This is a genomic window from Micromonospora sp. NPDC050397 (assembly GCF_044901685.1).
Taxonomy (GTDB): Bacteria; Actinomycetota; Actinomycetes; order Mycobacteriales; family Micromonosporaceae; genus Micromonospora_G.
The window spans coordinates 1-20,258 of record NZ_JBJDPS010000003.1; the positions used below are offsets into that span (position 1 = coordinate 1).

At 68.1% G+C, this 20,258-nt stretch carries 20 protein-coding genes; 10 read left to right on the top strand and 10 right to left on the bottom strand.

Going from position 1 to position 20,258, the window contains the following annotated elements:
- Nucleotides 1-124 precede the first annotated feature (124 nt).
- The 4 genes from ACI2K4_RS11010 to ACI2K4_RS11025 are packed head-to-tail and all read right to left on the bottom strand — an operon-like array spanning nucleotide 125 to nucleotide 4,471.
- Complete coding sequence (locus ACI2K4_RS11010; protein ID WP_404510325.1) at nucleotides 125-1,102, bottom strand: PfkB family carbohydrate kinase; 978 nt, start codon at nucleotides 1,100-1,102, stop codon at nucleotides 125-127.
- Entirely contained in the window at nucleotides 1,099-2,679 is a 1,581-nt protein-coding gene (locus ACI2K4_RS11015; RefSeq protein ID WP_404510326.1) for a purine-cytosine permease family protein, read from the bottom strand. The genes ACI2K4_RS11010 and ACI2K4_RS11015 overlap by 4 nt, the downstream gene beginning before the upstream one ends.
- Nucleotides 2,676-3,755 carry an ADP-ribosylglycohydrolase family protein gene (locus tag ACI2K4_RS11020; protein WP_404510327.1) on the bottom strand — a complete coding sequence of 360 codons (1,080 nt, stop codon included), beginning with the start codon at nucleotides 3,753-3,755 and terminating at the stop codon, nucleotides 2,676-2,678. The genes ACI2K4_RS11015 and ACI2K4_RS11020 overlap by 4 nt, the downstream gene beginning before the upstream one ends.
- Complete coding sequence (locus ACI2K4_RS11025) at nucleotides 3,752-4,471, bottom strand: GntR family transcriptional regulator (protein ID WP_404510328.1); 720 nt, start codon at nucleotides 4,469-4,471, stop codon at nucleotides 3,752-3,754. Before ACI2K4_RS11025 ends, ACI2K4_RS11020 begins: the two co-directional genes overlap by 4 nt.
- A 122-nt stretch (nucleotides 4,472-4,593) precedes the next feature.
- On the opposite strand from ACI2K4_RS11025, the gene ACI2K4_RS11030 reads away from it, so the two are divergent.
- From ACI2K4_RS11030 to ACI2K4_RS11045, 4 genes are all read left to right on the top strand, one after another.
- Nucleotides 4,594-5,415 carry a PH domain-containing protein gene (locus ACI2K4_RS11030; RefSeq protein ID WP_404510329.1) on the top strand — a complete coding sequence of 274 codons (822 nt, stop codon included), beginning with the start codon at nucleotides 4,594-4,596 and terminating at the stop codon, nucleotides 5,413-5,415.
- Nucleotides 5,416-5,511: 96 nt separating this feature from the next.
- On the top strand, nucleotides 5,512-6,132 hold the full coding sequence (locus ACI2K4_RS11035) for a TetR family transcriptional regulator (RefSeq protein ID WP_404510330.1): 621 nt from the start codon (nucleotides 5,512-5,514) through the stop codon (nucleotides 6,130-6,132).
- 72 nt (nucleotides 6,133-6,204) lie between these two features.
- Complete coding sequence (locus tag ACI2K4_RS11040; protein ID WP_404510331.1) at nucleotides 6,205-7,806, top strand: MDR family MFS transporter; 1,602 nt, start codon at nucleotides 6,205-6,207, stop codon at nucleotides 7,804-7,806.
- A 121-nt stretch (nucleotides 7,807-7,927) separates the two neighbouring features.
- Entirely contained in the window at nucleotides 7,928-8,503 is a 576-nt protein-coding gene (locus ACI2K4_RS11045) for a hypothetical protein (protein WP_404510332.1), read from the top strand.
- A gap of 40 nt (nucleotides 8,504-8,543) precedes the next feature.
- On the opposite strand, the gene ACI2K4_RS11050 is transcribed toward ACI2K4_RS11045, so the two are convergent.
- Nucleotides 8,544-11,312 carry an MXAN_6230/SCO0854 family RING domain-containing protein gene (locus tag ACI2K4_RS11050; RefSeq protein ID WP_404510333.1) on the bottom strand — a complete coding sequence of 923 codons (2,769 nt, stop codon included), beginning with the start codon at nucleotides 11,310-11,312 and terminating at the stop codon, nucleotides 8,544-8,546.
- A gap of 424 nt (nucleotides 11,313-11,736) precedes the next feature.
- Here ACI2K4_RS11050 and ACI2K4_RS11055 point away from each other — a divergent pair, with 424 nt between their 5' ends.
- Both ACI2K4_RS11055 and ACI2K4_RS11060 read left to right on the top strand, forming a co-directional pair.
- On the top strand, nucleotides 11,737-13,068 hold the full coding sequence (locus ACI2K4_RS11055) for an ATP/GTP-binding protein (RefSeq protein WP_404510334.1): 1,332 nt from the start codon (nucleotides 11,737-11,739) through the stop codon (nucleotides 13,066-13,068).
- Complete coding sequence (locus tag ACI2K4_RS11060; protein ID WP_404510335.1) at nucleotides 13,068-13,712, top strand: RloB family protein; 645 nt, start codon at nucleotides 13,068-13,070, stop codon at nucleotides 13,710-13,712. Before ACI2K4_RS11055 ends, ACI2K4_RS11060 begins: the two co-directional genes overlap by 1 nt.
- Before the next feature lie 149 nt (nucleotides 13,713-13,861).
- Here ACI2K4_RS11060 and ACI2K4_RS11065 read toward each other — a convergent pair whose 3' ends face one another.
- Entirely contained in the window at nucleotides 13,862-14,725 is an 864-nt protein-coding gene (locus tag ACI2K4_RS11065; RefSeq protein WP_404510336.1) for an SDR family oxidoreductase, read from the bottom strand.
- A gap of 129 nt (nucleotides 14,726-14,854) precedes the next feature.
- Between ACI2K4_RS11065 and ACI2K4_RS11070 the strand changes: the two genes are divergently transcribed.
- From ACI2K4_RS11070 to ACI2K4_RS11080, 3 genes are all read left to right on the top strand, one after another.
- A complete protein-coding gene (locus ACI2K4_RS11070) occupies nucleotides 14,855-15,235 on the top strand; it encodes a winged helix-turn-helix transcriptional regulator (protein ID WP_404510337.1) in 381 nt (126 codons plus the stop codon).
- A gap of 23 nt (nucleotides 15,236-15,258) precedes the next feature.
- Nucleotides 15,259-15,408 (top strand): hypothetical protein, encoded by a 150-nt coding sequence (locus tag ACI2K4_RS11075; RefSeq protein ID WP_404510338.1) that lies wholly within the window; start codon nucleotides 15,259-15,261, stop codon nucleotides 15,406-15,408.
- A gap of 102 nt (nucleotides 15,409-15,510) precedes the next feature.
- Nucleotides 15,511-15,843 (top strand): hypothetical protein, encoded by a 333-nt coding sequence (locus tag ACI2K4_RS11080; RefSeq protein ID WP_404510339.1) that lies wholly within the window; start codon nucleotides 15,511-15,513, stop codon nucleotides 15,841-15,843.
- Between the two features lie 7 nt (nucleotides 15,844-15,850).
- Here the strand turns inward: ACI2K4_RS11080 and ACI2K4_RS11085 are convergent, their stop codons facing one another.
- Nucleotides 15,851-16,111 carry a hypothetical protein gene (locus ACI2K4_RS11085; RefSeq protein ID WP_404510340.1) on the bottom strand — a complete coding sequence of 87 codons (261 nt, stop codon included), beginning with the start codon at nucleotides 16,109-16,111 and terminating at the stop codon, nucleotides 15,851-15,853.
- Entirely contained in the window at nucleotides 16,111-16,428 is a 318-nt protein-coding gene (locus tag ACI2K4_RS11090) for a DivIVA domain-containing protein (RefSeq protein ID WP_404510341.1), read from the bottom strand. Before ACI2K4_RS11090 ends, ACI2K4_RS11085 begins: the two co-directional genes overlap by 1 nt.
- Nucleotides 16,429-16,692: 264 nt before the next feature.
- Between ACI2K4_RS11090 and ACI2K4_RS11095 the strand changes: the two genes are divergently transcribed.
- Nucleotides 16,693-17,109, top strand: coding sequence for a GntR family transcriptional regulator (locus ACI2K4_RS11095; RefSeq protein ID WP_404510342.1), 417 nt, complete (start codon nucleotides 16,693-16,695; stop codon nucleotides 17,107-17,109).
- 746 nt (nucleotides 17,110-17,855) lie between these two features.
- Here the strand turns inward: ACI2K4_RS11095 and ACI2K4_RS11100 are convergent.
- Nucleotides 17,856-18,605 (bottom strand): hypothetical protein, encoded by a 750-nt coding sequence (locus ACI2K4_RS11100; RefSeq protein WP_404510343.1) that lies wholly within the window; start codon nucleotides 18,603-18,605, stop codon nucleotides 17,856-17,858.
- Nucleotides 18,602-20,029 (bottom strand): AAA family ATPase, encoded by a 1,428-nt coding sequence (locus tag ACI2K4_RS11105; protein ID WP_404510344.1) that lies wholly within the window; start codon nucleotides 20,027-20,029, stop codon nucleotides 18,602-18,604. The genes ACI2K4_RS11100 and ACI2K4_RS11105 overlap by 4 nt, the downstream gene beginning before the upstream one ends.
- Between the last annotated feature and the right edge of the window lie 229 nt (nucleotides 20,030-20,258).

Here is a 20,258-nt window from a genome sequence, read left to right on the forward strand (position 1 = left end):
AACCTCTTCCGACCCTGCGGCCGACGATCGCTGCGAACCTCGAACATCACAACCCCTGACACGATCAGGCGTTGCAACGATCCCTAGAACCCGAGCGCTATGCGTTAATAAGGGGCCCTTCCTTTCACCCCAGCAGGGTGTCGACCTCGGCTGCGGTGGGGGCGGTGGCGGGGCCCCGCCGGGTGACGGCGAGCGCTGCGGCGGCATTCGCCCGGCGTACGGCGTCGACCGGGTCGAGCCCCCGGGCGAGCGCCGCCGTGAAGGCGCCCACGTGGGCGTCCCCGGCGCCGTTGCTGTCCACCATCTCGACCGGGAAGGCCGGTACGACGACCGGCGCCGCACCCGGCAACACCAGTACGGCACCGTCCGGCCCGGTGCGGACCAGCACCCCGGCCCGTCCGGTCCGGGTGGCCAGCGCCGACGCGGCGGCACCCGGGTCGGCGAGTCCGGTCAGCAGTTCCGCCTCCCGCTCGTTGCAGCTCCACCAGTCGGCGCGTGCCAACGCCGCCGCCAGCACCGGCGCCGGTATCTCGGCGACCAACGGGCCGGGGTCGACCACGACGGTGATCGCCGGGCCGAGCGTCGGCAGCCAGTCGGCGAGCGCGGCACCGTTCGACGGGTAGGCCAGGCTGTAGCCGGAGACGTAGACGACGTCGCCGTCGCGCGCTGCCACCCGCGCCAGGTCGGCCGGGCCGAGCCGGGCCTCGGCGCCGAGGCTGGTGGCGAAGGTCCGTTCCCCGCCCGGTTCGACCATCGCGACACTGAAGCCGGTGTCGGCGTCGGGCGACGGCGGCTGGAGCAGTTCGATCCCGGCCTCGGCGAGTTGCTCCCGGGCCAGGTCGGCGAAGGGGCCGGTGCCGTGCGCCCCGGCGTACGCGACGGCCAGGCCCTGACGGGCGGCGGCGACCATCACGTTCAGCCCTCCCCCGGCGGTGATCCGGCTGCCCGTGGCGAGCACGTCACCGCCGGTCTCCGGGAGCCGGGGCAGGTACATCACCACGTCGATCACCACGTTGCCGGTGTGCACCAGCCGCCCGCCGCCGACGCCCGTACCCGGTCCGGTCGGGCTCTCCACCGCGGAGCCGGGCCGGACGGCACTCACGGCCGCACCGCCGCGCGCTCACCGTCGACCGCGGACTCACCGTCGACCCGCGCGCGCTCACCGTCGACCGGCACGGGCCCACCGTCGACCGGGTTGTCCGGTCGGTCGGCCTCCGACGCGGTGCCGAGCCGGCGGGCGCTCGCCGCCCCGAACAGCAGGTAGAGGGCACCGGCCACGACAAACGCGGCCACCCAGCCGAGCCCGTTGCGGCCCATCCACGAGTCGGCCAGCGGGCCGCTGAACCAGACGTCGGTGGCCGAGGTGGAGGCGGTGGTGAAGAGCAGGCCGACGACGATGCCGAGGAGCCAGGGCAGCACCGCCGACCAGCGGAAACCGCCCCGGTACCAGTAGACACCGGTCGCGGTGGTGTCCATCAGGCCACGGGGGTCGTACCGCCGACGGAAGATCATGTCGGCCAGGAAGACCGCGACCCAGGCGGTGATCGGTACGGCGAGCAGCGAGATGAAGGTGATGAACGGTCCGTAGAAGTCCCCGGCGATCAGCATGAAGTAGATGCCACCGGCCAGGGTGAGCACGATGTCCAGCCCGACGGCAACCACCCGGCGGGCCCGTACGCCCAGGGTGATCATCGTCAGTCCGGCCGAGTAGACCGACAGGTTGTTGGAGAGCAGCAGTCCACCGAAGGCGGCGAGCAGGTACGGCACCGCCATCCACGACGGCAGCATGACCTGGATCGCGGAGACCGGGTCGCTCGCCGAGGCGAGACTGCCGTCACCGGCCGAGAGCAGACCGCCGAGTCCGATGAGCAGGAAGAGCGGCACCCCGGCACCGACCGACGCGGCCGCCACGATCCGCCCGCCCGGTACGTGCCGGTGCTGGTAACGGGCCATGTCCGCGCCCGCGTTCGCCCAGCCGATCCCGGTGCCGGCGGCGATCACGCCGATCCCGGCGACCACGACGCTGACCGGGGCGGCCGGGGCGCTCGCCACCGCGTCCCAGTCCACCTTCGTGATCAGGAACGCGCCGACCAGGATGTTCAGCGCGCCGAAGAGGTACGTCGCCCACTGCTGGATCCAGACCAGGGTGGCGTGTCCGAGTCCGGAGACCACCAGGGTCAGCGCGACGAAGGCCAGCAGGCTGATCACGGTCAGTACGGAGTTCGAGCCGACCCCGAAGATGATGCTGATCAGGGCCAGCAACGCGTACGCGGCGGTGGTGGTGTTGACCGTCTCCCAGCCGACCCGGGACAGCCACGAGACCACGGTCGGCCCGTGGTTGCCCCGTGGGCCGAAGACCGCCCGGGAGAGGGTCATGCTCGGCGCCCCGCCCCACTTGCCGGCCACGCTGATCAGGCCGACCAGGGCGAACGAGCCGAAGGAGCCGAGCGCGGCGACGAGCAGCGCCTGCCAGATGTTCATGCCGCGCAGGGCGACCAGGGTCGCGCCGAGCGGCAGTCCCAGAATCGAGATGTTGGCGGCGAACCACACCCAGAAGAGCTGGCGTGGCCCGCCCGTACGCTCGTCGGCCGGCACCGGTTCGATGCCCCGGGTCTCGATCGCGCCGACCCGGTTGGCCTCGGCCGGAGCGGTTCCGGCCAGTTCGGTCGCGGACATCATTGTCCTGCCTTTCCCCTGCGGGTTCCGGCGTCGGCCTCCCGCCCCGGGTCAACGTCGTGACCGGGGTCGGCAGCCTGACGGAGGGCGAGCAGGTTGATCGCCATGTGGTGCAACGGAAGGTGGTTCACCGCGTCAACGGTTGTCAACGCGGCGGGTGGGAACGCCCCGACGCCGTGGACGGCACCGGCGACGGCCCCGACCATGGCGGCGATGGTGTCGCAGTCGCCGCCGAGGGAGGCGGCGAGCAGGACGGCCCGCCACGGGTCGTCCGGGTGGACGGCGAGCACGGCGAACGCGGCCGGCACCGACTCCTGCGTCGCCACGCTCGTGCCGACCAATCGGTAGATCAGTTCGGCCGCCCGTTCCGGCGACGAGCCCGCTACCAGACCGGTCGCCCACTCGATCCGGGCGCCGATGTCGGCGGCGGCGATCCAGTGCCCACGGCTGCCGGCGAGTTCCGCCGCGCGTACGGCGGTGGCGGTCGCGGCGGCGAGGTCGGCGCCGTCGAGCGCGGCGCTGACGGCGGCGGCCACGGCCGCCGCGCCGGCCAGCGCGACCCCGGTGTTGTGGGTCACCCAGCTCGCCTCGACCACCCGCTCCACCAGCAGGTCAAGGTCGTCCGAGGGTACGGCGAGACCGACCGGCGTGATCCGCATGGCGGCGCCGTTCGTGGTCCCGAAACGGCCCGCCTCCTCGATCGGGCGGCCGGCGGCAACTGCGGCGACAGCGGCCCGGGTGGAGGGGCCGAGCAGGTCCAGCGACCCCCGGCGCCGCATGTCGTCCTCCCAGGCGAGCAGTTGCGCGGCGAGGCGGTGGCCGTCGATCCGGCCGTCGCCGTCGAGCAGCAGCCGTCCCAGCAGCATCGCCTGTTCGGTGTCGTCGGTGACGGAGCCGGCCGGCATGTTCGGGGCGATCGGCTGGTCGGGCGGCCCCGGTTCGAAGCCGGTGAGCTGGCCGTACCGCTGCCGGATCCGCTCGCGCGGCAGTGACTGGGTCGGCATCCCGAGCGCGTCGCCGATGGCGAGCCCGGTCAGCGCGCCGACCGCCCGCGCTTCGCGCGTCACCGGCGTGGTCATGCCGACTCACCGCCGAAGCGCAGGTGCAGCCGGAACCGGTCCGGGTCGAGCAGGCTCTCGACGTGTTCGACCAGGTCGCCCCGGCGGTCCCGGCTGAGTCGCCGGGTGTGCAGCCAGAGCTTGCCGGCCGCGCATCCGAGCAGGTCGGCGTCGAGGTCGGTGGCCCGGGTCAGCTCCACCCACTCCTCGCCCCGGTCCGGCACCAGGCCGGCGTCGCGCAGGGCGGCGTAGAGCGAGCCGTCCAGCCCACGCTCGGGGAGTTTGCGCAGCTCACCGATTGCCGGGATGCGACTGCGCTCGATCGAGATGGCGGGTCCGTCGGCGAGTGAGCGGAGCCGGTCGACGGCGACGTACTCGGTGCCGGGCAGGTCGAAGCGGGCGGCGAGTTCGGGTTCGTGCACCAGTTCCAGCCGGAGCACCCGTACGGTCGTCGGCACGCCCTGTTCGGCGAGCGCGCGGGCCCAGCCGAGCCGGTCGTCGAGCGTACGTCCGTCGAAGGTGACAAACGAGCCCTTGCCGGAGTGGGTGGAGATCAACCCGCGCCGGCCCAGCTCGGTCAGCGCCTGCCGGACCGTGTTCCGGCTCACCTCGAACCGCGCGGCGAGCGCGTGCTCGCCGGGGAGTTGGGCGCCGTTGGCGAGCCGGCCGCCCCGGATGTCCCGGGCCAACTCGTCGGCGATCCGCTGGTGCTTGAGCCGGATAACCTGTCCAGACATGTCCAGGACGATAGCTCTGGCCTGCGCCGTCGACAACCGGAGCACCGGAGGTACGGATCATGGAAGCGAGCGGGCGGCGGGCCGGTCCGACGCCGTGGACAAGGTGATCCACACTCCAGCGCATGAGCGCTCCCGTCGATACCAGCGCCGGCCGGTCGGACCGCCGCGACCGGTTCCAGGCCCTTTTGCTCGTCGTCGCGGCGGCCGGGCTCGCCACGCTCTGGCTGGTTGCCGGTGGCTGGCGGCCGCCGGAGTCATGGCCGTTCCAGGCGCACCTCGCCCTGAGCGTGCTGCTGCCCTGGCTGCTGGTCTTCGGGCTGATGGGACTCGGCGTCTGGCTCCCGTCGCGTGCGAAACCGGCCGCCCTGCGGGTCCGCACCGACCCGGCCGATCCGGCCTTTGTCGCGCCGCCGCACCACCTGACGCTGGCGACCCTGGCGTCGGCACAACTGACCTTCGCGGCGGCCAACGCCGGGTCACAACTGATGATCTTCTCTGACGGCGACACCCCTCCCCTGTTCCGCGCCCTCATCCTGGTCACCTTCGCCGGCTCGGCGGCGCTGGCGGGGCTGGCGATCCGTCAGGTGGTGGCGATCATGCGCGACGGGATCCGGCTGGAGTTGCGTCCCGACGGGCTACTGGTGGTCGGCCTGCTCGGGCGGCAACGGGTGCCGTGGGAGGCGATAGCGGTCGGGCCATCGTCGACCGCCAGTCGCTGGAGCGCCAGCCCGATCGGCATCGGCCGACCGGACCTGGTCCGCAGCGGCCGTTGGATCAGGCTTTTCCCGCAGGTCCTGCTCCCACTCAACCAGTTGTGGGTACGCCCCGACTTCGTCACCAACGCGATCAACCATTACCTGTTCCACCCCGAGTTCCGGGCCGCCATCGGCACCGAGGCGGAGTACGGACGACTCCGGCAAGAGCTGGCCACGTACAGCAGTTGACCTGTTGATATACGGCTGTTCACCGGCCTGGTGGCGAGGATCACTTCACTTGGTAAAAGTTTGCAGGGCGCGAAAGTTTGCTCGTACGGTATCCGGGTGACCAGCGTCGACGAGGCCGCCACCGGGCGCCGGGACCGCAAGAAGCGGCAGACCCGGGACGCGCTGGCAGCCGCCGCGTTGCGCCTGGTCGCCGAGCGAGGGCTCGACCAGGTGACCGTCGAGGAGATCGCCGAGGCCGCCGACGTCTCCTCCCGTACGTTCTTCAACTACTTCTCGTCCAAGGACGAGGCGCTCATCGGTGACCCGGCGGTCGACAGCGCCCGGGTGCTGGCGGCCCTGCACGCCGCACCGCTGGAGGTGCCGGCGCTCGACGCCATCCGGCTGGCGCTGGCCGACATGATCGACGAGATGCAGGCCGACGCCGGCATCTGGGTGCTGCGGATGGAGGTCATCGCGCAGAACCCGGCGCTGCTGCCCCGCCTGGTGGCCAGCAGCACGGAGACCGAACGGGCGATCACCGGCGCGCTCGCCGCGCGTACCGGACTCGGGCCGGACGACGGCTATCCGGCGCTGGTCACGGCGGTCACCGGGGCCGCGTTCCGGGTCGCGATGATCCGCTGGGCGGCCAGCCGTGGCAGGCTTCCGCTGGCCGACCTCGTGGACGAGGCGTTCGGCGGGATCGCCGCCGGCCTGCCCGACCCCCGTTCCACCCCCTGACCCACCCCCACGGTTCCCACCCCGGTACGCGCGCCGGGGCCACCAACCCTGTTCCACAGTGAGGAAGCGTCGATGACCACAACCGCCGCGCCAGCCGACAACCCCGACGTCGGCGCCGACGCCGGCCCCGGTCGCATGTCCCCCCGGGAAGTGCTCCAGGCACTCTCCGGCCTGATGGTCGGCATGTTCGTGTCGATCCTCGCCTCGACGGTGGTGGCCAACGCACTGCCGCGCATCATCGCCGACCTGCACGGCAGCCAGACCGTCTACACCTGGATCGTCACCAGCGAACTGCTGGCGATGACCGCCACCGTGCCGCTCTGGGGCAAGATGGCCGACCTCTACAGCAAGAAGCTGCTCATCCAGCTCTCGCTCACCCTCTTCGTGGTCGGTTCGCTGATCGCGGGCTTCACCCCGAACGTCGAGGTGCTGCTGGTCAGCCGGATCGTCCAGGGCATCGGCGCGGGCGGCATGAGCGCGCTCGCCCTGATCGTGATGGCCGCGATGATCCCGCCCCGCGAACTGGGTCGCTACTCCGGTCTCTTCGGCGCGGTGTTCGGCGTCGCCACCATCGCCGGCCCGCTGATCGGCGGCCTGCTGGTCGACACCTCGTGGCTGGGCTGGCGCTGGTGCTTCCTGATCGGCGTGCCGTTCACCCTGCTCTCGATCTTCCTGCTCCAGCGCACCCTGCACCTGCCGGTCGTACGCCGGAAGGTCAACATCGACTGGTGGGGAGCCGCCCTCATCATCGCGGGCGTCTCCACCCTGCTGATCTGGTCCTCGCTCGCCGGGCACAAGTTTGCCTGGGGCTCCGGCTGGACCGCGCTGATGGTCGGCGGCGGGCTGGTGCTGCTGGCCCTGGCCGTCTGGGTCGAGTCGCGGGTGGCGGAGCCGATCATCCCGCTCAACATCTTCCGTAACCGGACCGTCTCGCTGGCCACGGTCGCGAGCGTGCTGGTCGGCGTCGCGCTCTTCGGCGGCACGGTCTTCCTGTCGCAGTACTTCCAGGTCTCGCTCGGCAAGTCACCGACCGTGGCCGGTCTGCTGAGCCTGCCGATGATCTTCGGTCTGCTCGTCTCCTCCACCGTCGCCGGCCAGCTCATCACCAAGTACGGCCGGTGGAAGATGTACCTGGTCGCCGGTGGCGCCATCATGACCGTCGGCATGGTGCTGCTCGGCACCATCAACGCCGACACCAGCGTGCCGATGCTCTCGGTCTACATGGCGGTGCTCGGCATCGGCGTCGGCATGCTGATGCAGAACCTGGTGCTGGCGGCGCAGAACGACGTACCCGCGCAGGAACTCGGCGTGACAACCTCGGTGCTGACCTTCTTCCGCAGCATGGGCGGCGCCATCGGCGTCAGCGCCCTCGGTGCGGTGCTGGCCAACCGGGTCACCTCGCTGCTCGCCGAGAAGCTCGGTCCGGCGGCCGACGGCGGCAGCGGCACCGCGGCCGTACCCGACCTGTCCCTGCTGCCCGAGCCGGTGCTGAGGATCGTGCAGGACGTGTACGGCACCGCCACCGCCGACCTGTTCCTGGTCGGCGCGCCGATCGCCTTCCTCGCGTTCATCGCCGTGACCTTCATCAAGGAGAAGCCGCTGAGCACGCTGAGCGGCACCGAACGGCTGGCCGAGGAGGAGAGGGCGGCGGCGACGCTGCCGGCGGCACACTGACCCGCGTACCCCCCGGAACAACGCGGCGGCCCGCACCTCCCATCGAGGTGCGGGCCGCCACGTGTACGGGCTTCCTACACTCGGGCGCATCCGGACACGTCGATGCCCCTGGGAGTCAGGTATGTCAACGTCCATCCGCCCTGCCGCTACCGGAATGCTCCTGCTCGGCCTGCTGACGAGCCTCGCCCTGGCCGGCTGCGCCGACACCGAACCCAAGGCCCAGGACCCGCCCACCGCCACGGCCGCCCCGAGCGCGTCGGCGACCACGCCCCCGAGTAGGGCCTCCTACACCGCGCTGCCGCCGTGCAACGTGCTGCCCGAGTCGATGCGCGGCACCTTCCAGGGCAACATCCTGATGATCGACAAGAAGCCGCAGTCCTCGGACGACTGGACCGAGGGGGTCTCCTGCCTCGGCCTGCTCGCCGGCCGGACCGAGGCGCTGACCACCACGCTCTGGCTCTTCCAGGCCGACTCGGGCACCGAGCCGGTCTCCGCCCTCGCCCGGACCGAAGCCGGCAACGGCGAGCCCGCCAGCGGCTGGGGTGACGAGGCATGGTGGAACCAGAACACCTGCTCGCTCACCATCCGGTACGGCAACCTCGTCGTCTCCTACGCCCAACGCGCACCGACCGAGGGCTGCCGTACGGACGTGGAACGGCTCGCCACCGCCTTCGCCGAGCAGCACCTGAGCCGGTGACCGGACCGTCCCGGCCCCGATCGGGGCCGGGACCGCGTGCTCAGCGGACGAGTGTGCCGACGAGGTCGGCGGCGTCGAGCAACTCGACCCGTCCCGCGTCCAACCGGGACCGACGCAGCGCGTACGCCCGCGCCCCCTCGGCCAGTTCCACGTCCCCGTCGACCAGGGCCGCGAAGCCCGGCAGCGGCAGATCCGACTCCACCACACGCTCGTCGAACAGGTGCTCGTCGGACCGGTGCTCGTCCGGCGGGCCGAACGCGGTCAGCCGGGCGGCGAACGCCGCCGCCGGCTCGGCCCGCCCGCGCCGGTAGCCGACCACCTCGCCGTTACGGTGACGTACCAGGACGGTGCCGGCCCGGCCCGCCGCGTGCCAGCAGGCCAACTCCCACACGCTGATCCGCCGGCCGCCGTCGAAGTAACGGTCGGCGGCGACCGTGAGCCGGCCGAGCGTACGCGAGTACCGGTACACCGAATGCTGGCCACCACTGCCGGCGAGCACCGCGTCGACCCAGCGCAGCCGGCCCTCGTTCAGGTCGATCAGGAGCGGGGTGGCGGTCCGGATCGCGCCGGTCAGGTCGAACCGCTGCTCGACCCGGCTCGGGTCGAACACCGCCCGGCCCCGGTCGGGATCGGCCATGAACCCGGCGAAGGCGTCGGTCATCGCGTCGAACGGCACGTCGTTGTAGCTGAACACCACCATGGTCAGGTAACGGATGCCCAGCTTGCGCAGGGCGACCACGTCCAGGTCGACAAACTCGCTCGCGCCGAGCGGGGCCGGTGCCGAGGTGAGGTCGCCGGAGTGCACGGCGGCGCGCTCGCCGAACTGGAGCCGGGTGTAGTCGCACCAACCGACAAATCCGCCTTCGGCGTCGTACATCGCCACCGACAGGTCCAGGTCGACCCGGGTGTCGGTCGGCTCGGTCCAGTGCAGGAACAGCCGCAGCACCCGGCCGTCCGGCAACGGCTGGCTGCTGCCGCGCGGCAGCCGTACCAGGGCGGACGACGCGGTCCGCTCGGCGAACGGGGCGACAAGATCGACCAGGCCGGCGTCGAGCAGGGCAACCTCGACGGGCGGCAGTTCGGCGGCCCGTCCGAGCAGTTCCCCGCTCAGCGTCGACTCGAGCGCGGCACCGAGGTCCGGGGCGAGTCGCGGTCGGTTGTCCGGCTCGGTCCAGAGCCGGGACCTGCCCCCACGCGGAAAATAGAGCCGGGTCCCGGCGGGCCAGGTCGCCGCGCGCACGGCACCGAGCGCGGCGACCAGCACCCCGGGCGAGACCGTACGCAGCGCGGTGCCGGCCGTCGCCAGCAGCGCCTCCGGATCGTCCGTACGGTAGGCGAGCTCGACCAGCCGACGGGCCAGCATCCCCGGGCGCCCGGCGAGCAGGTCGACCGCGGCACCGGTCTTGCCCGCGACGAGCGCCGTCTCGACCCGCGCCGCCCAGCCGGAGGTACGCAACCGGCCCCGGTACAGGCGCAGCACCGCCGGGTGCTCGGCGGCCACCCCGGCCAGCAGCCGGCCGAAGTCGGTGGTGGTGTCGACCGACGTGCCGCGCAACGTGGCGAACGCCGCCGCGACAGCCGGGTGCCGGGCCGCCCGCTCGTACGGGTGCAGGTTCTCGGCCAGCCGCAGCCACGCCTCCCCGTGCCGGTGCAGGTCCTCCACCAGCGCGGGGAGCGGGAGCGCGGCGAGCCGGCTCAGCAGGATCCGGCGCAGCCGACGGGACAGCGACGGGCGCTTCGGCGGTGCGGTGACCAGTCCGGGGTCACCGGCGCCGAGCACGTAGAGCAGGCGAAGCGCGTCGGTGGCCGTACCGATGTGGGCGTTGACCAGGTCGGGAACCCGGTCGGTGAGGCCCGGGTCGGCGACCAGCCGGCCGAGCACCATCGCCCGGGTCTCCCGGACCGGGATCCCGTCCGGCAGCCAACCCAGGTCGCCGTGTCCGACGTGGTCCAGCATCGCGCAGAGGTCGTCCCGGTCCTGCGGCGAGAGCGGCGTACGCCGAGCCAGCATCGTCGCGACCGTCCGGTACACCGACGCGTCGAGGTCGTCGACGAGTTCGAGCACCGCGAGCCGCCGCGCCGACGGCCGCTCGGTGCCGTCGCCCGCCGCCGCGCGGTCCTGCCCGCCGATCGCGGATGCCCGGTCGGGGTCATCGATCGCGGACGCCCGCTCGGGGTCGTCGCCGACCGGCCGAGCCAACCGCAGTGCCCGCTCCCGGCACTGCTCGCAGTCATCGTCGTCCAGGTTCTGCGGGAGCCGCTCCAGGAACGGATTGTCCAGGTCGATCCGCCCGTGGCAGATCGGGCATCCCGAGTAGTCACCGAGGTCCCAGCAGGCGACGCAGACCAGGTGCGCGCAGGGGTTGAGCAGGTGGACCGTGCCGACCTCCCCGCAGAGTACGCACGGCTGGCGCGACTCCTGGAGCAACAGCGCGAAGAGACGGTGGACGTACAGTTTGTAGGTGTCGTCGGGGACGCTGCGCGGGAAGTTACGGAACAGCGGTACGTGCGGCTTGTCCGCGCCGACGGTCGACTCCAACCCGGCGAGCAGCCCGAGTCCGATCGCGCCGAGCCGCTCCGCCTCCTGACCCGCGAGGTATCCGCGCAGGCGTGGCCCGATCAGGTAACCGAGGGCCAGCACGTCGGACTCCAGTGCCAGCAGGCCGTTGCGAAGCGGCACCGAGCGGCGCCCCGCCCGCTTGACCTTGCGTCCTCCGGCGAGCAACCCTGGCGCGACCAGGCCGGACCGCCGCAGCAACGCCAGCGCCACCGGGTTCACGGTGGCCTGCTTCTTTCCCGTCCCGACCACGACGGCCACCCCGACCACCCCTCCTCCGATGTAGACAGACGGCAGGTAGAACAACCCCGGGCAAGACAGCGCGAGGTAGACAAACGGCGAGGGCGGAGATCGGGCGCACTAGGTTTCCACGAAGAAGTTGGAAGAAGGAAGCACGCCCAGGAGCCGCCCTCGCCGTGGACCGGAACGTTACCGCCACGGCTTTCCCGTACGCATCCGGGTTTCCGGCCCCCACGAGGGCTGGACCTGGCCAACCACACTCCAGATCATGGCCGTGTCCAGGAGTGTCAGCGACGCTCGTCCGTCGGACGGTGGCGCGCTCACCGCCTGGCTGCTCCACGGCACGGTGGTCGCCCTCGGGCGGAATCATTTGTGCGTCGTGGCACTACTACTAGACCGGTGTTTTCGTCGTGATTTGGCGTAGAGTCATCTGAAGATGCACCACAAGCGCAAGGAGACGACGGTGTTACTGCGGTTTGAAGTCGCCAACCACCGGTCGATCAAGGACCCGGTGGAGTTGTCCATGATCGCGGTCGACGACGACAGGCCCGCTGCACGCTCCTTCGAATCACTCGCCGAGCGGGTGCTCACGGTCGCCGGCATCTACGGACCCAACGCGTCAGGAAAGTCCAACGTCATAGACTCTCTGGCCTGGCTCTCGATAGCCGTGGCGAGGTCTCTCCGCACCTGGGACGAATTCATCCCGCGCGACCCCTTCAAATTCGAACATGGCCCCGACGAGCCATCCTCTTTCGAGGTCGAAATGATGGTCAGTGGTGTCCGCTACTCGTATGCGCTCGAACTACGCAACACCGAGGTCGTATTCGAAGGCCTCTACAGCTACCCCGAGAAACGTCGGCGCTCACTCTTCGAGCGAGACGGAATGGACCTCCACTTCAGGCGAGGACTGGGCGGCCTGGCCGGGGTTCGTGAGTTGCTCACACCAACAACTCTCGCACTCTCCGCCGCGATGCGATTCGACCGCGAAGACGTCCGGGCGTTCGGGAGAACGCTCGCGAACATCGGCATTCTCGGACCCCGTTCCCGCCGGCCCAACCGCAGGCTCGATCCCGCCTGGCACTCCCCGACCAGATTTCACAGCACACAGAGGATGTTCTACAACGAGGTCGAGACAGAGGCGCCAAGCTCAGCGGCCACGCGGGGATCCGAGACGTATGATGACCGGGATGCCGCCCTGACCCTCCTCCGGTTCGCTGATCTCGGGATTGAGGACATCGAGGTCACCGAGGAACAGATCTCCAACGAGAATCTGCCGGGCATCACCGGATCACGTTTCCACCTCCGACTGATACATCGGGCCGCAGGCCAACAGGTCCCGTTCGAAATCGCCGAAGAGTCGGAGGGCACACAGACCTGGTTCAGACTGATCGGTCCCACGCTGCAGGCGCTACGAACCGGTCAGACGCTACTGTTCGACGAAATCGACGCCAGCCTCCATCCTCGGCTCTCGGCGAAGCTGCTCGAACTGTTCCAGGATCCCGAGACCAATCCGCGTAACGCCCAGCTAATCTTCACCACTCACGACACCAGCCTCCTCAACCACTTGAACCGGGACGAGGTGTGGCTGACAGAAAAGGGCCCCAACGCCGCCACAACCCTGACCGCGCTCGCGGAGTACGGTGGCGACAAGGTGCGACGCTCTCTGAACCTCGAAAAGGCATACCTCCAAGGACGGTTCGGCGCGGTGCCCGAGCTGGATCAACAGCTACTGCGTCGAGCCCTCGGCCTGACTCCAGAGGGGCGCTGATGGGGCGGGACCGCCACCGCAGGGGCAGTTCACTGAAACGAAAGGTCGCGATACGAAGTCCCCGTAGGACATTCGCCATCTTCTGCAAAGGCGAACGCACCGAACCCGAGTACCTCGAAGCGCTGAGGCGAGAACCCGCCGTTCGTGATGTGGCAGCCGTCGACCTGCGGATCGAGACCGACCATGGCGGCTCCGTACCGCTGACGCTCGTACGGATCGCCATGGAAGCGCAGGAACGGGCGCGTCGGGAGGAGGGCGAGGTCGACGAATTCTGGTGCGTGTTCGACGTCGAGTGGCCGAAGAACCATCCAGGGCTGCCGGAAGCATTGGCACTCGCCCAACGCCACGGCATCAAGATCGCCGTCTCGAATCCATGCTTCGAGCCGTGGCTCATCCTCCACCACAAGGCACAAGCGGCGTGGCTCGACAACAACGAGGCGCGGAGGCTACGCCGGTCCCTGGACGGTCAAGCGGCCAAGAGCCTGGTGGGCGCGGACTACATGGCACAACGAACCGTGGCGGCAAAGCGCGCGGCGGCCCTGGACCGCGCACACCAAAGAAGCGGCACCACCTTTCCACACGACAATCCGTCGTCCGGAATGCACCTGCTGATCACGGCCGTAACCGCCCTTCCCCCTGGATAGCTCGCGCCACCGGGGAAATCGCAAGCGGTCATCGGTATCGAACGTCGAGCCGACCCGTCGACCACGCGCACCCCGAGACCCCGTCCGGCGGAATCCAGCGGGATCTCTCGTCCGGACACTCAGGGTGCGCGTGGTTCGTTCAACGAGGGTCAGCCCAGTTCCTTCAGCTTCGCGGCCACCGCGTCGGCGAGCGTGGTGGTGGGGCGCCCGAGCAGGCGGGACAGGTCGTCGCTGGTGGTGAAGAGGTCACCCCGCTCGGTGCCGACCCGGGTGTCCGCGTAGATCTCGGCCAACGGCCGGGGCAGCCCGAACCCGACCAGCATCTCGGTGTACTCGCCCGGGGTGAGGTTGCGGTAGGCGATCGTACGTCCGGTCTGCCGGCTCACCTCCTCGGCCAGCTCGGGCAGGCTGAAGCTGTGGTCGCCGCCCAACTCGTACACCTTGTTGTCGTGGCCCTCGGTGGCCAGGACCGCCGCCGCCGCGTTGGCGAACTCGACCCGGGTGGAGAGGGAGAGCCGGCCGTCGCTGGAGGCGTCGACCAGCGCGCCGTGTTCGAGGGCCGGGCCGATGTTGTCGGAGTAGAGGTCGAAGTAGAAGCCGTTGCGCAGGAACACGAACGGGATGCCCGACTCCAGGATCAGCGCCTCGGTCATCTTGTGGTCGTCGGCGAGGGTGAGCTGACCGGTTTCGAGGTTCAGGAGGCTGGTGTAGACGATCTGCCCGACGCCGGCCGTACGGGCAGCGGCAACCACGTTGCGGTGTCCATCAGCCCGGTGGCCGGGCTCGGAGCCGGAGACAAACAGCACCTTGTCGGCGCCGGCAAACGCGGCGACCAGACTCTCGGGCTCGGTGTAGTCGGCCCGGCGCACCTGCACGCCCCGCTCGGCGAAGCCTGCGGCCTTCTCCGGGCTACGTACGGCGGCGACGATCTCCCCGGCGGGCACGCCGCGCGCCAGAAGATCCTCGATGACGATGGAACCGAACTTCCCGGTGGCCCCGGTAACGACGATCATGTGTAGCTCCTCGGGAGGATCAACATTGAGTTGCCTGCCAGGAAGCATGTACTAACTTTTCGAAAGTGCCGAGTAAAAGTGAGCACCTTCACTAACGACAGCGTTCGGGACGCGGCTACCGTTGTGCCCATGAATGACTCCACCCCTGCCGAGGACGGGTACGACGGCGACGACGCGATGATTGCCGACGTCTTCGCCCGCGACTGCTCGTCCCGGCGGATCGTGGAGAACTTCGCCGGCAAGTGGGGCATGCTCGCCCTGGCCGCACTGCACGAGGGGTCGTACCGCTTCAACGCCCTGCGGCGGCGGGTCGACGGGGTCAGCGAGAAGATGCTCGCCCAGACCCTCCAAGGGCTGGAACGCGACGGCCTGGTCCTGCGCCACGTGCAGACCACCATCCCGCCGCACGTCGAATACAGCCTGACCCCGTTCGGCGAAAAGGTCGCGGAGGGGATCGTCCGCCTGATACGGCTGGTGGAGACCGAGGTCAACAACACCAACCGCGGCTAGCACCCGCGTCCTACCGTGCGGGGATGCACATCATCCAGACGCTGTTCTACGCGCTACTCCTCGGGGTGTTCGGGCTGATCGCCCTCTACAGCGTGGTCCGATTCGCCGTACGTCACGCGCTCGAGGACGCCGACCGCCGCCGCGCCACCGAGCGCCGACAGAGCGGCTTCTGAACCCCGACACCCGCAACACCGCTCCGCGACACGGTTGTTAGGTTCCCGGATTGCCGATCATGACGGCGACGCGGTGACCACAGAGCTGTTCGAGGGGACACAATGGACGGTACGGACCAGCAGAAAATCTCCTGGCAAGAGGTCAAGCAGCAGCGCTGGGACGAGCGGTGGCCGGAATACGGCGCCGGCTACGGCATCGACGTCGGCCAGCCCGACGCCGACGGCGACGGCTTCATCTCCTGCACCAACATGTCCCGGGTCGACGAGGACGACGAGCGGCACCCGAGCGTGCTGATCGAACTGCACCAACCCGACGCCACCACCGACGGGTTCGGCTGGGGCCAGGTCATGCTGCCCTTGCAGGAGGCCCACCTGCTGCACCAGCGCCTCGGCCGCCTGCTCTACCAGGCCACCTACGGCGGAGAGATGGAGTAACGCCAGCTCACCGCCACCACCCCCGGGGGATGCAACCCTCGTCGTGGTCGGCGGGGAGCAGGCAGCGCCGGCCCGCGCCCAGGAACCGGTCACAGAAAACCCGATGATGTACGCCCTGCTCGTCCTCGTACGACACGGTGATCTCGCCCGGGTCGACGTGGGGCAGAATGCGCATCGTCCGCCCCATCACCCGGGCCAGACGCTGCGCGCCGGCCAGGTCGTGGGCGAGCAACGGCAGGCGTACGACAAAACGCTCCCGGTCGGCCATCAGTAGCGGTCCGAGACGTTTGCCGTACGCGATTGGCGCGACTGCCATTGCCGGAGCGCGGCCTTGACCCGGATGGTCTCGTCCCGGCTCTTGGCAAGATCGTCGTAGAGGCCGGTCAGGTCGGTGGCGACCCGGTCGAGGAACTGCTCCACCTCGTCCGGGTCGAGCCCACCCCGCCCGAACCACCCGACCGTGCGAAACCGCCGGCTCCGCACCTGCCACGGCCGCAACGGCGCGTACGCCGCCGACCGGTAGTGGGCTCCCCTGTTGGTCCGCTCCTGTCCGCGCCCACGGAACCGCGCCAAGAGGTTACGCATGCCTGTGCCTGCCTTCCGGTCGGGTTGATCTGGAAGGGGTGGCCCACCCATCCGCCGCGAACGGGCGGACCACCCCGCCCCACCACCGCAGCCTCGGGTCAGCAGTACGGCAGCAGGGCCGCTCATCGGCCATGCCAATCGAGCCCTCGGGACGTGGGCAGTAATCCGAATTCGCCCACGACCGGGGTTCGATCCTGCGTCTATACAGACAGGGGCACAGGGGCACAACCAGTCCGGGCCACGGGGGAACAAGACTCATGCGGTATGACCATCGATCCGCGCTCGCACACGCCGGTCTACGTGCAGCTCGCTGACCTGATCCGCGAGCGCGTCGAGTCCGGCGAGTTGGCGCCGGGCACGACGCTGCCGAGCGAGGCGCGGCTGACCCAGGAGTACGGCATCGGCCGCGAAGCCGTACGAATGGCGGTGTCGCTACTCCGCTCCGAGGGTCTGGTCAGCACCATCCGGGGCCACGGCACCCGCGTACGCGAGACTCCGGAACGCACCAAGGCTGAGCTGCCGGCAGGCGGGTCGGTGGTCGCACGGATGCCGACCGGTCGGGAGCGCCGAGACATGCAGCTCGATGAGGGTGTGCCAGTACTCGAAATCCGCCACCCAAAGGGCGATGTAGAGGTTCAACCAGGCGATCAGGTCGAACTAACCCGGCCAAAGAGCATTTAAACCAGACACTTGAGACCGTTACCGATCGCGGACCCACGGCAGCACTACCGCCCGGCGTCGGCGGTCGAGAGATTACGACCTTCCGGATCCGACCTCGGCCGAGGTGGCCGAGCCGCTGAGCGTACACCGCTGAAGCCGCCACGCATGTAACCGACACATCTACTTTGATAAGCCCAATGAGATCGCAGCCTACGAACGGATTCGAAGCAGCTCACCACACCGACCCTTGATTACGGAGGAGGCAACCCATGTACGGGAGACCCCCGAAATGCACGAGGGGCCGAGCTGCCGGCGGGCGGATCAGTGGTCGTATGGATCCCGAACGGCAGCGAGCACTGGAGCATGCAGCTCGGTGAGGGGTGAGGGCGGAACCCCACGTAGGGCACCGACCACGATCGTTCGCAGTTCCTCTCCACACAAGGGTCGGATGAGTCTCGGGCAGGAAGCAGCGGCGTCGATATCGCGTGTCGCAGATTCAAAAGAAACTTGGGGACATATACCTGTCGTCATCTGCCGCAGCGATGACGAACCGGTCAAGCGGGGCCGAAATATCTTCCTATCGTGTACTCGGACGCATCAATGTTCGATCGACCCCTCAACATTTCCGGACCCCCTTGCGGCAAATACATTAGAGGAGACCAAACGACATGACCTCTCGGCCGCCGGGACTCCCCAGACAGGACCAAAGGGAGTCCTTGCCGCACCACTCACTGGGGAAGAACGTGACCCAGAACAGACGCCACACTTCACCTAACCGACTTAGGAACGCCGCTCATTGACTGCCGAACAGGGCGCCCAGAATGACCAGACTGCGTAGGCACTGACCTCACGGCCTCCACCGATTCCTCGATGCCTGCGGAGGCCCAACCTTCGACGATAGAATCCACATCGGCGACCAACTGCTTCCAACTTGACAACTGAGCGACCGGACCGTTGCGATCCAGCCGCTCCAATAGCTGCTTGCGATTTTGATTAAATCTTTTCGCCAACCGGTCGCGCCGACGCCCCGCCACATCTGCAGCCCGCAACAAAGCGGACGCAAGAGTACTCTTGGGATCGGGCTGACTCTCAACCTCACGAGGTTTAGGCAGACCAAGATCGGCTTTCCCTCGGGGATTACCTGCGACAAGTCGAATGGCCGCCTCATCCAAAAGAAGCCAAGCCTCGGTCATCCGCACAGGAATTACGGGAACAATTTCTGGATTGGTCGCAAGCGACTCGACAGCATAACATATTTCCCGTCGACGCGCGTCGTAACCCGCATTGTCGGCGTCGCGGTGCACGACAACGAAATCGATGGCCTCGTCGGATAGCTTCTCCCCAGCAAGAAGGCGAGAGCGAACATCTTTTGGCACCTTACCCAAGAGCCCAAAATCAGGCTTCCTAAGGTGAACGGAAACCCCTCTGTCGAAAAACATCAGTTCCACAATATCGGCGATCGGCATGTCGGAGCTACCTTCGGCGACAAACAGGCCATTGAACGCAGCGGCGCTCATCCGAGCATCTCCAAGGGAAGCTGCAACTGCGCACCCTCGGGCGCAGCGAGATAGTAAACGACGTCAGCGCGAGTGAACACCGGCACGGGAGGCACAGCACGCCACGAGTTCGAGTAGGGAAGAAGCGACAACGCTCTCGTCACTTCACCCTCCTGCGTCCGATGAGTCTTTATATCCGCCAACAAGAGATCATCGGGATCACAGAGCTGGACAACACCCGGAGAATGAGTGTTAACTATGACCTGACGGAACGGATTAGCGTCGTCCGGGGGTTCGTTTGGATCCACCGCTAGGTCTTTGACCAGGTCGAGCATTGCGGGCAGATTAGCCGGGTGAATACCGTTCTCCGGCTCTTCCATGCACATTAGCCCAGTAAAACTGGGGTCTTCCAACAGAACACAAAGAGCCAAAAATCGCAAAGTCCCTTCAGATAAGGCCCTGGCAGGGAGACGCAAGCCACCCTTTTCTTGCAGAAATAGCGTAAACACTTCGCGCACCCTATCCAGCTCGACAGCCAGACCTTCTACGCCAACACCAACCAAATCCGAAAGTCTTCCGGCCACCCGGGCATAGACAGCCTCCGAGTCAACCCGCCCACTGATCGGGTCTTTCTCATTCGCAATCCGGTAAAGCGTGGCCGCCAAATGGCGGCCATCAACATCCAGGGAACGAGGATCAGTAAGGCTATCGGGCGCCCTAAGCGCCGAAGGTTCAAGTGCAAGGCGCCGCCAACTTTGCATCTCCCGCCGAGCGGCGAGGATTGTTGGGTAGTCATTTGTGGTAACCGTACTTAAAACAGTCCTTCCGGCACGGACCGCAGCACGTGGTTGTGGTTTGCCGAAGCTTCCACCATCACCGTGAACATTGATTACCGTGCCACCCTCTCGAACTTCCGTTGACAGAAAGGCGCCACCACGACGCTGACCCAGGACCACCGCGTTTCTAAAGTTCTTCACACTATGCCGGAACCGGATGTGCTTTGTAGCTTCCCCTCGATTTATGTGTCGCAGCTCTTCACCAAGAAGACTTAACCTTCCCACGCTCCCCTCCCCTTCGGGAGCCGAATAGCCGAGGGTCACTTCATAACGAAGGAACGTAGTAGTGGCTGCAGCCGAGGCCCCAAGATCATCTTCGACCACTGCGGGCACAATCATTTCTGCCGCTAACGTGATCTTACGTTGGTGGTCTCGATAGCCATCCCAGAAGAGGTCACGAGGATCGCCCCCGCGAACGCCGGATGCCCCACGAACCCGCTGCGATGATTCGACTAACGAATCAGTTGCCAGGTAGGAGAGAAACTCTATGGCGTCAAATATGTTGGATTTGCCGATGCCATTGGCACCAGCAATACATGTGAAGGGACCAAAATCCACCTGCACGTCTAGCAAGTTCTTAAAGCCTTGCACCTCTAGCCGGGTAAGCATGCCAGCAGCCTACCCACCCACAGGACGCTGGTACACGAGGTGGAGCCTAAAGTTGCGCTCAAGCGCCCACGACACCCACCGAGACGTTAGAGCTCAAGCAAGCAATCGCACAGAAGTCAGGCTGGTATCAGCCGGGCGAGGCCAGCCTCCTTGGCTGCTGCAAGACATTGGTCAGGTTGAGTCAGAGACGATCGCCTTGGCCCTACGACTCTGCACCACTTGCTACTGC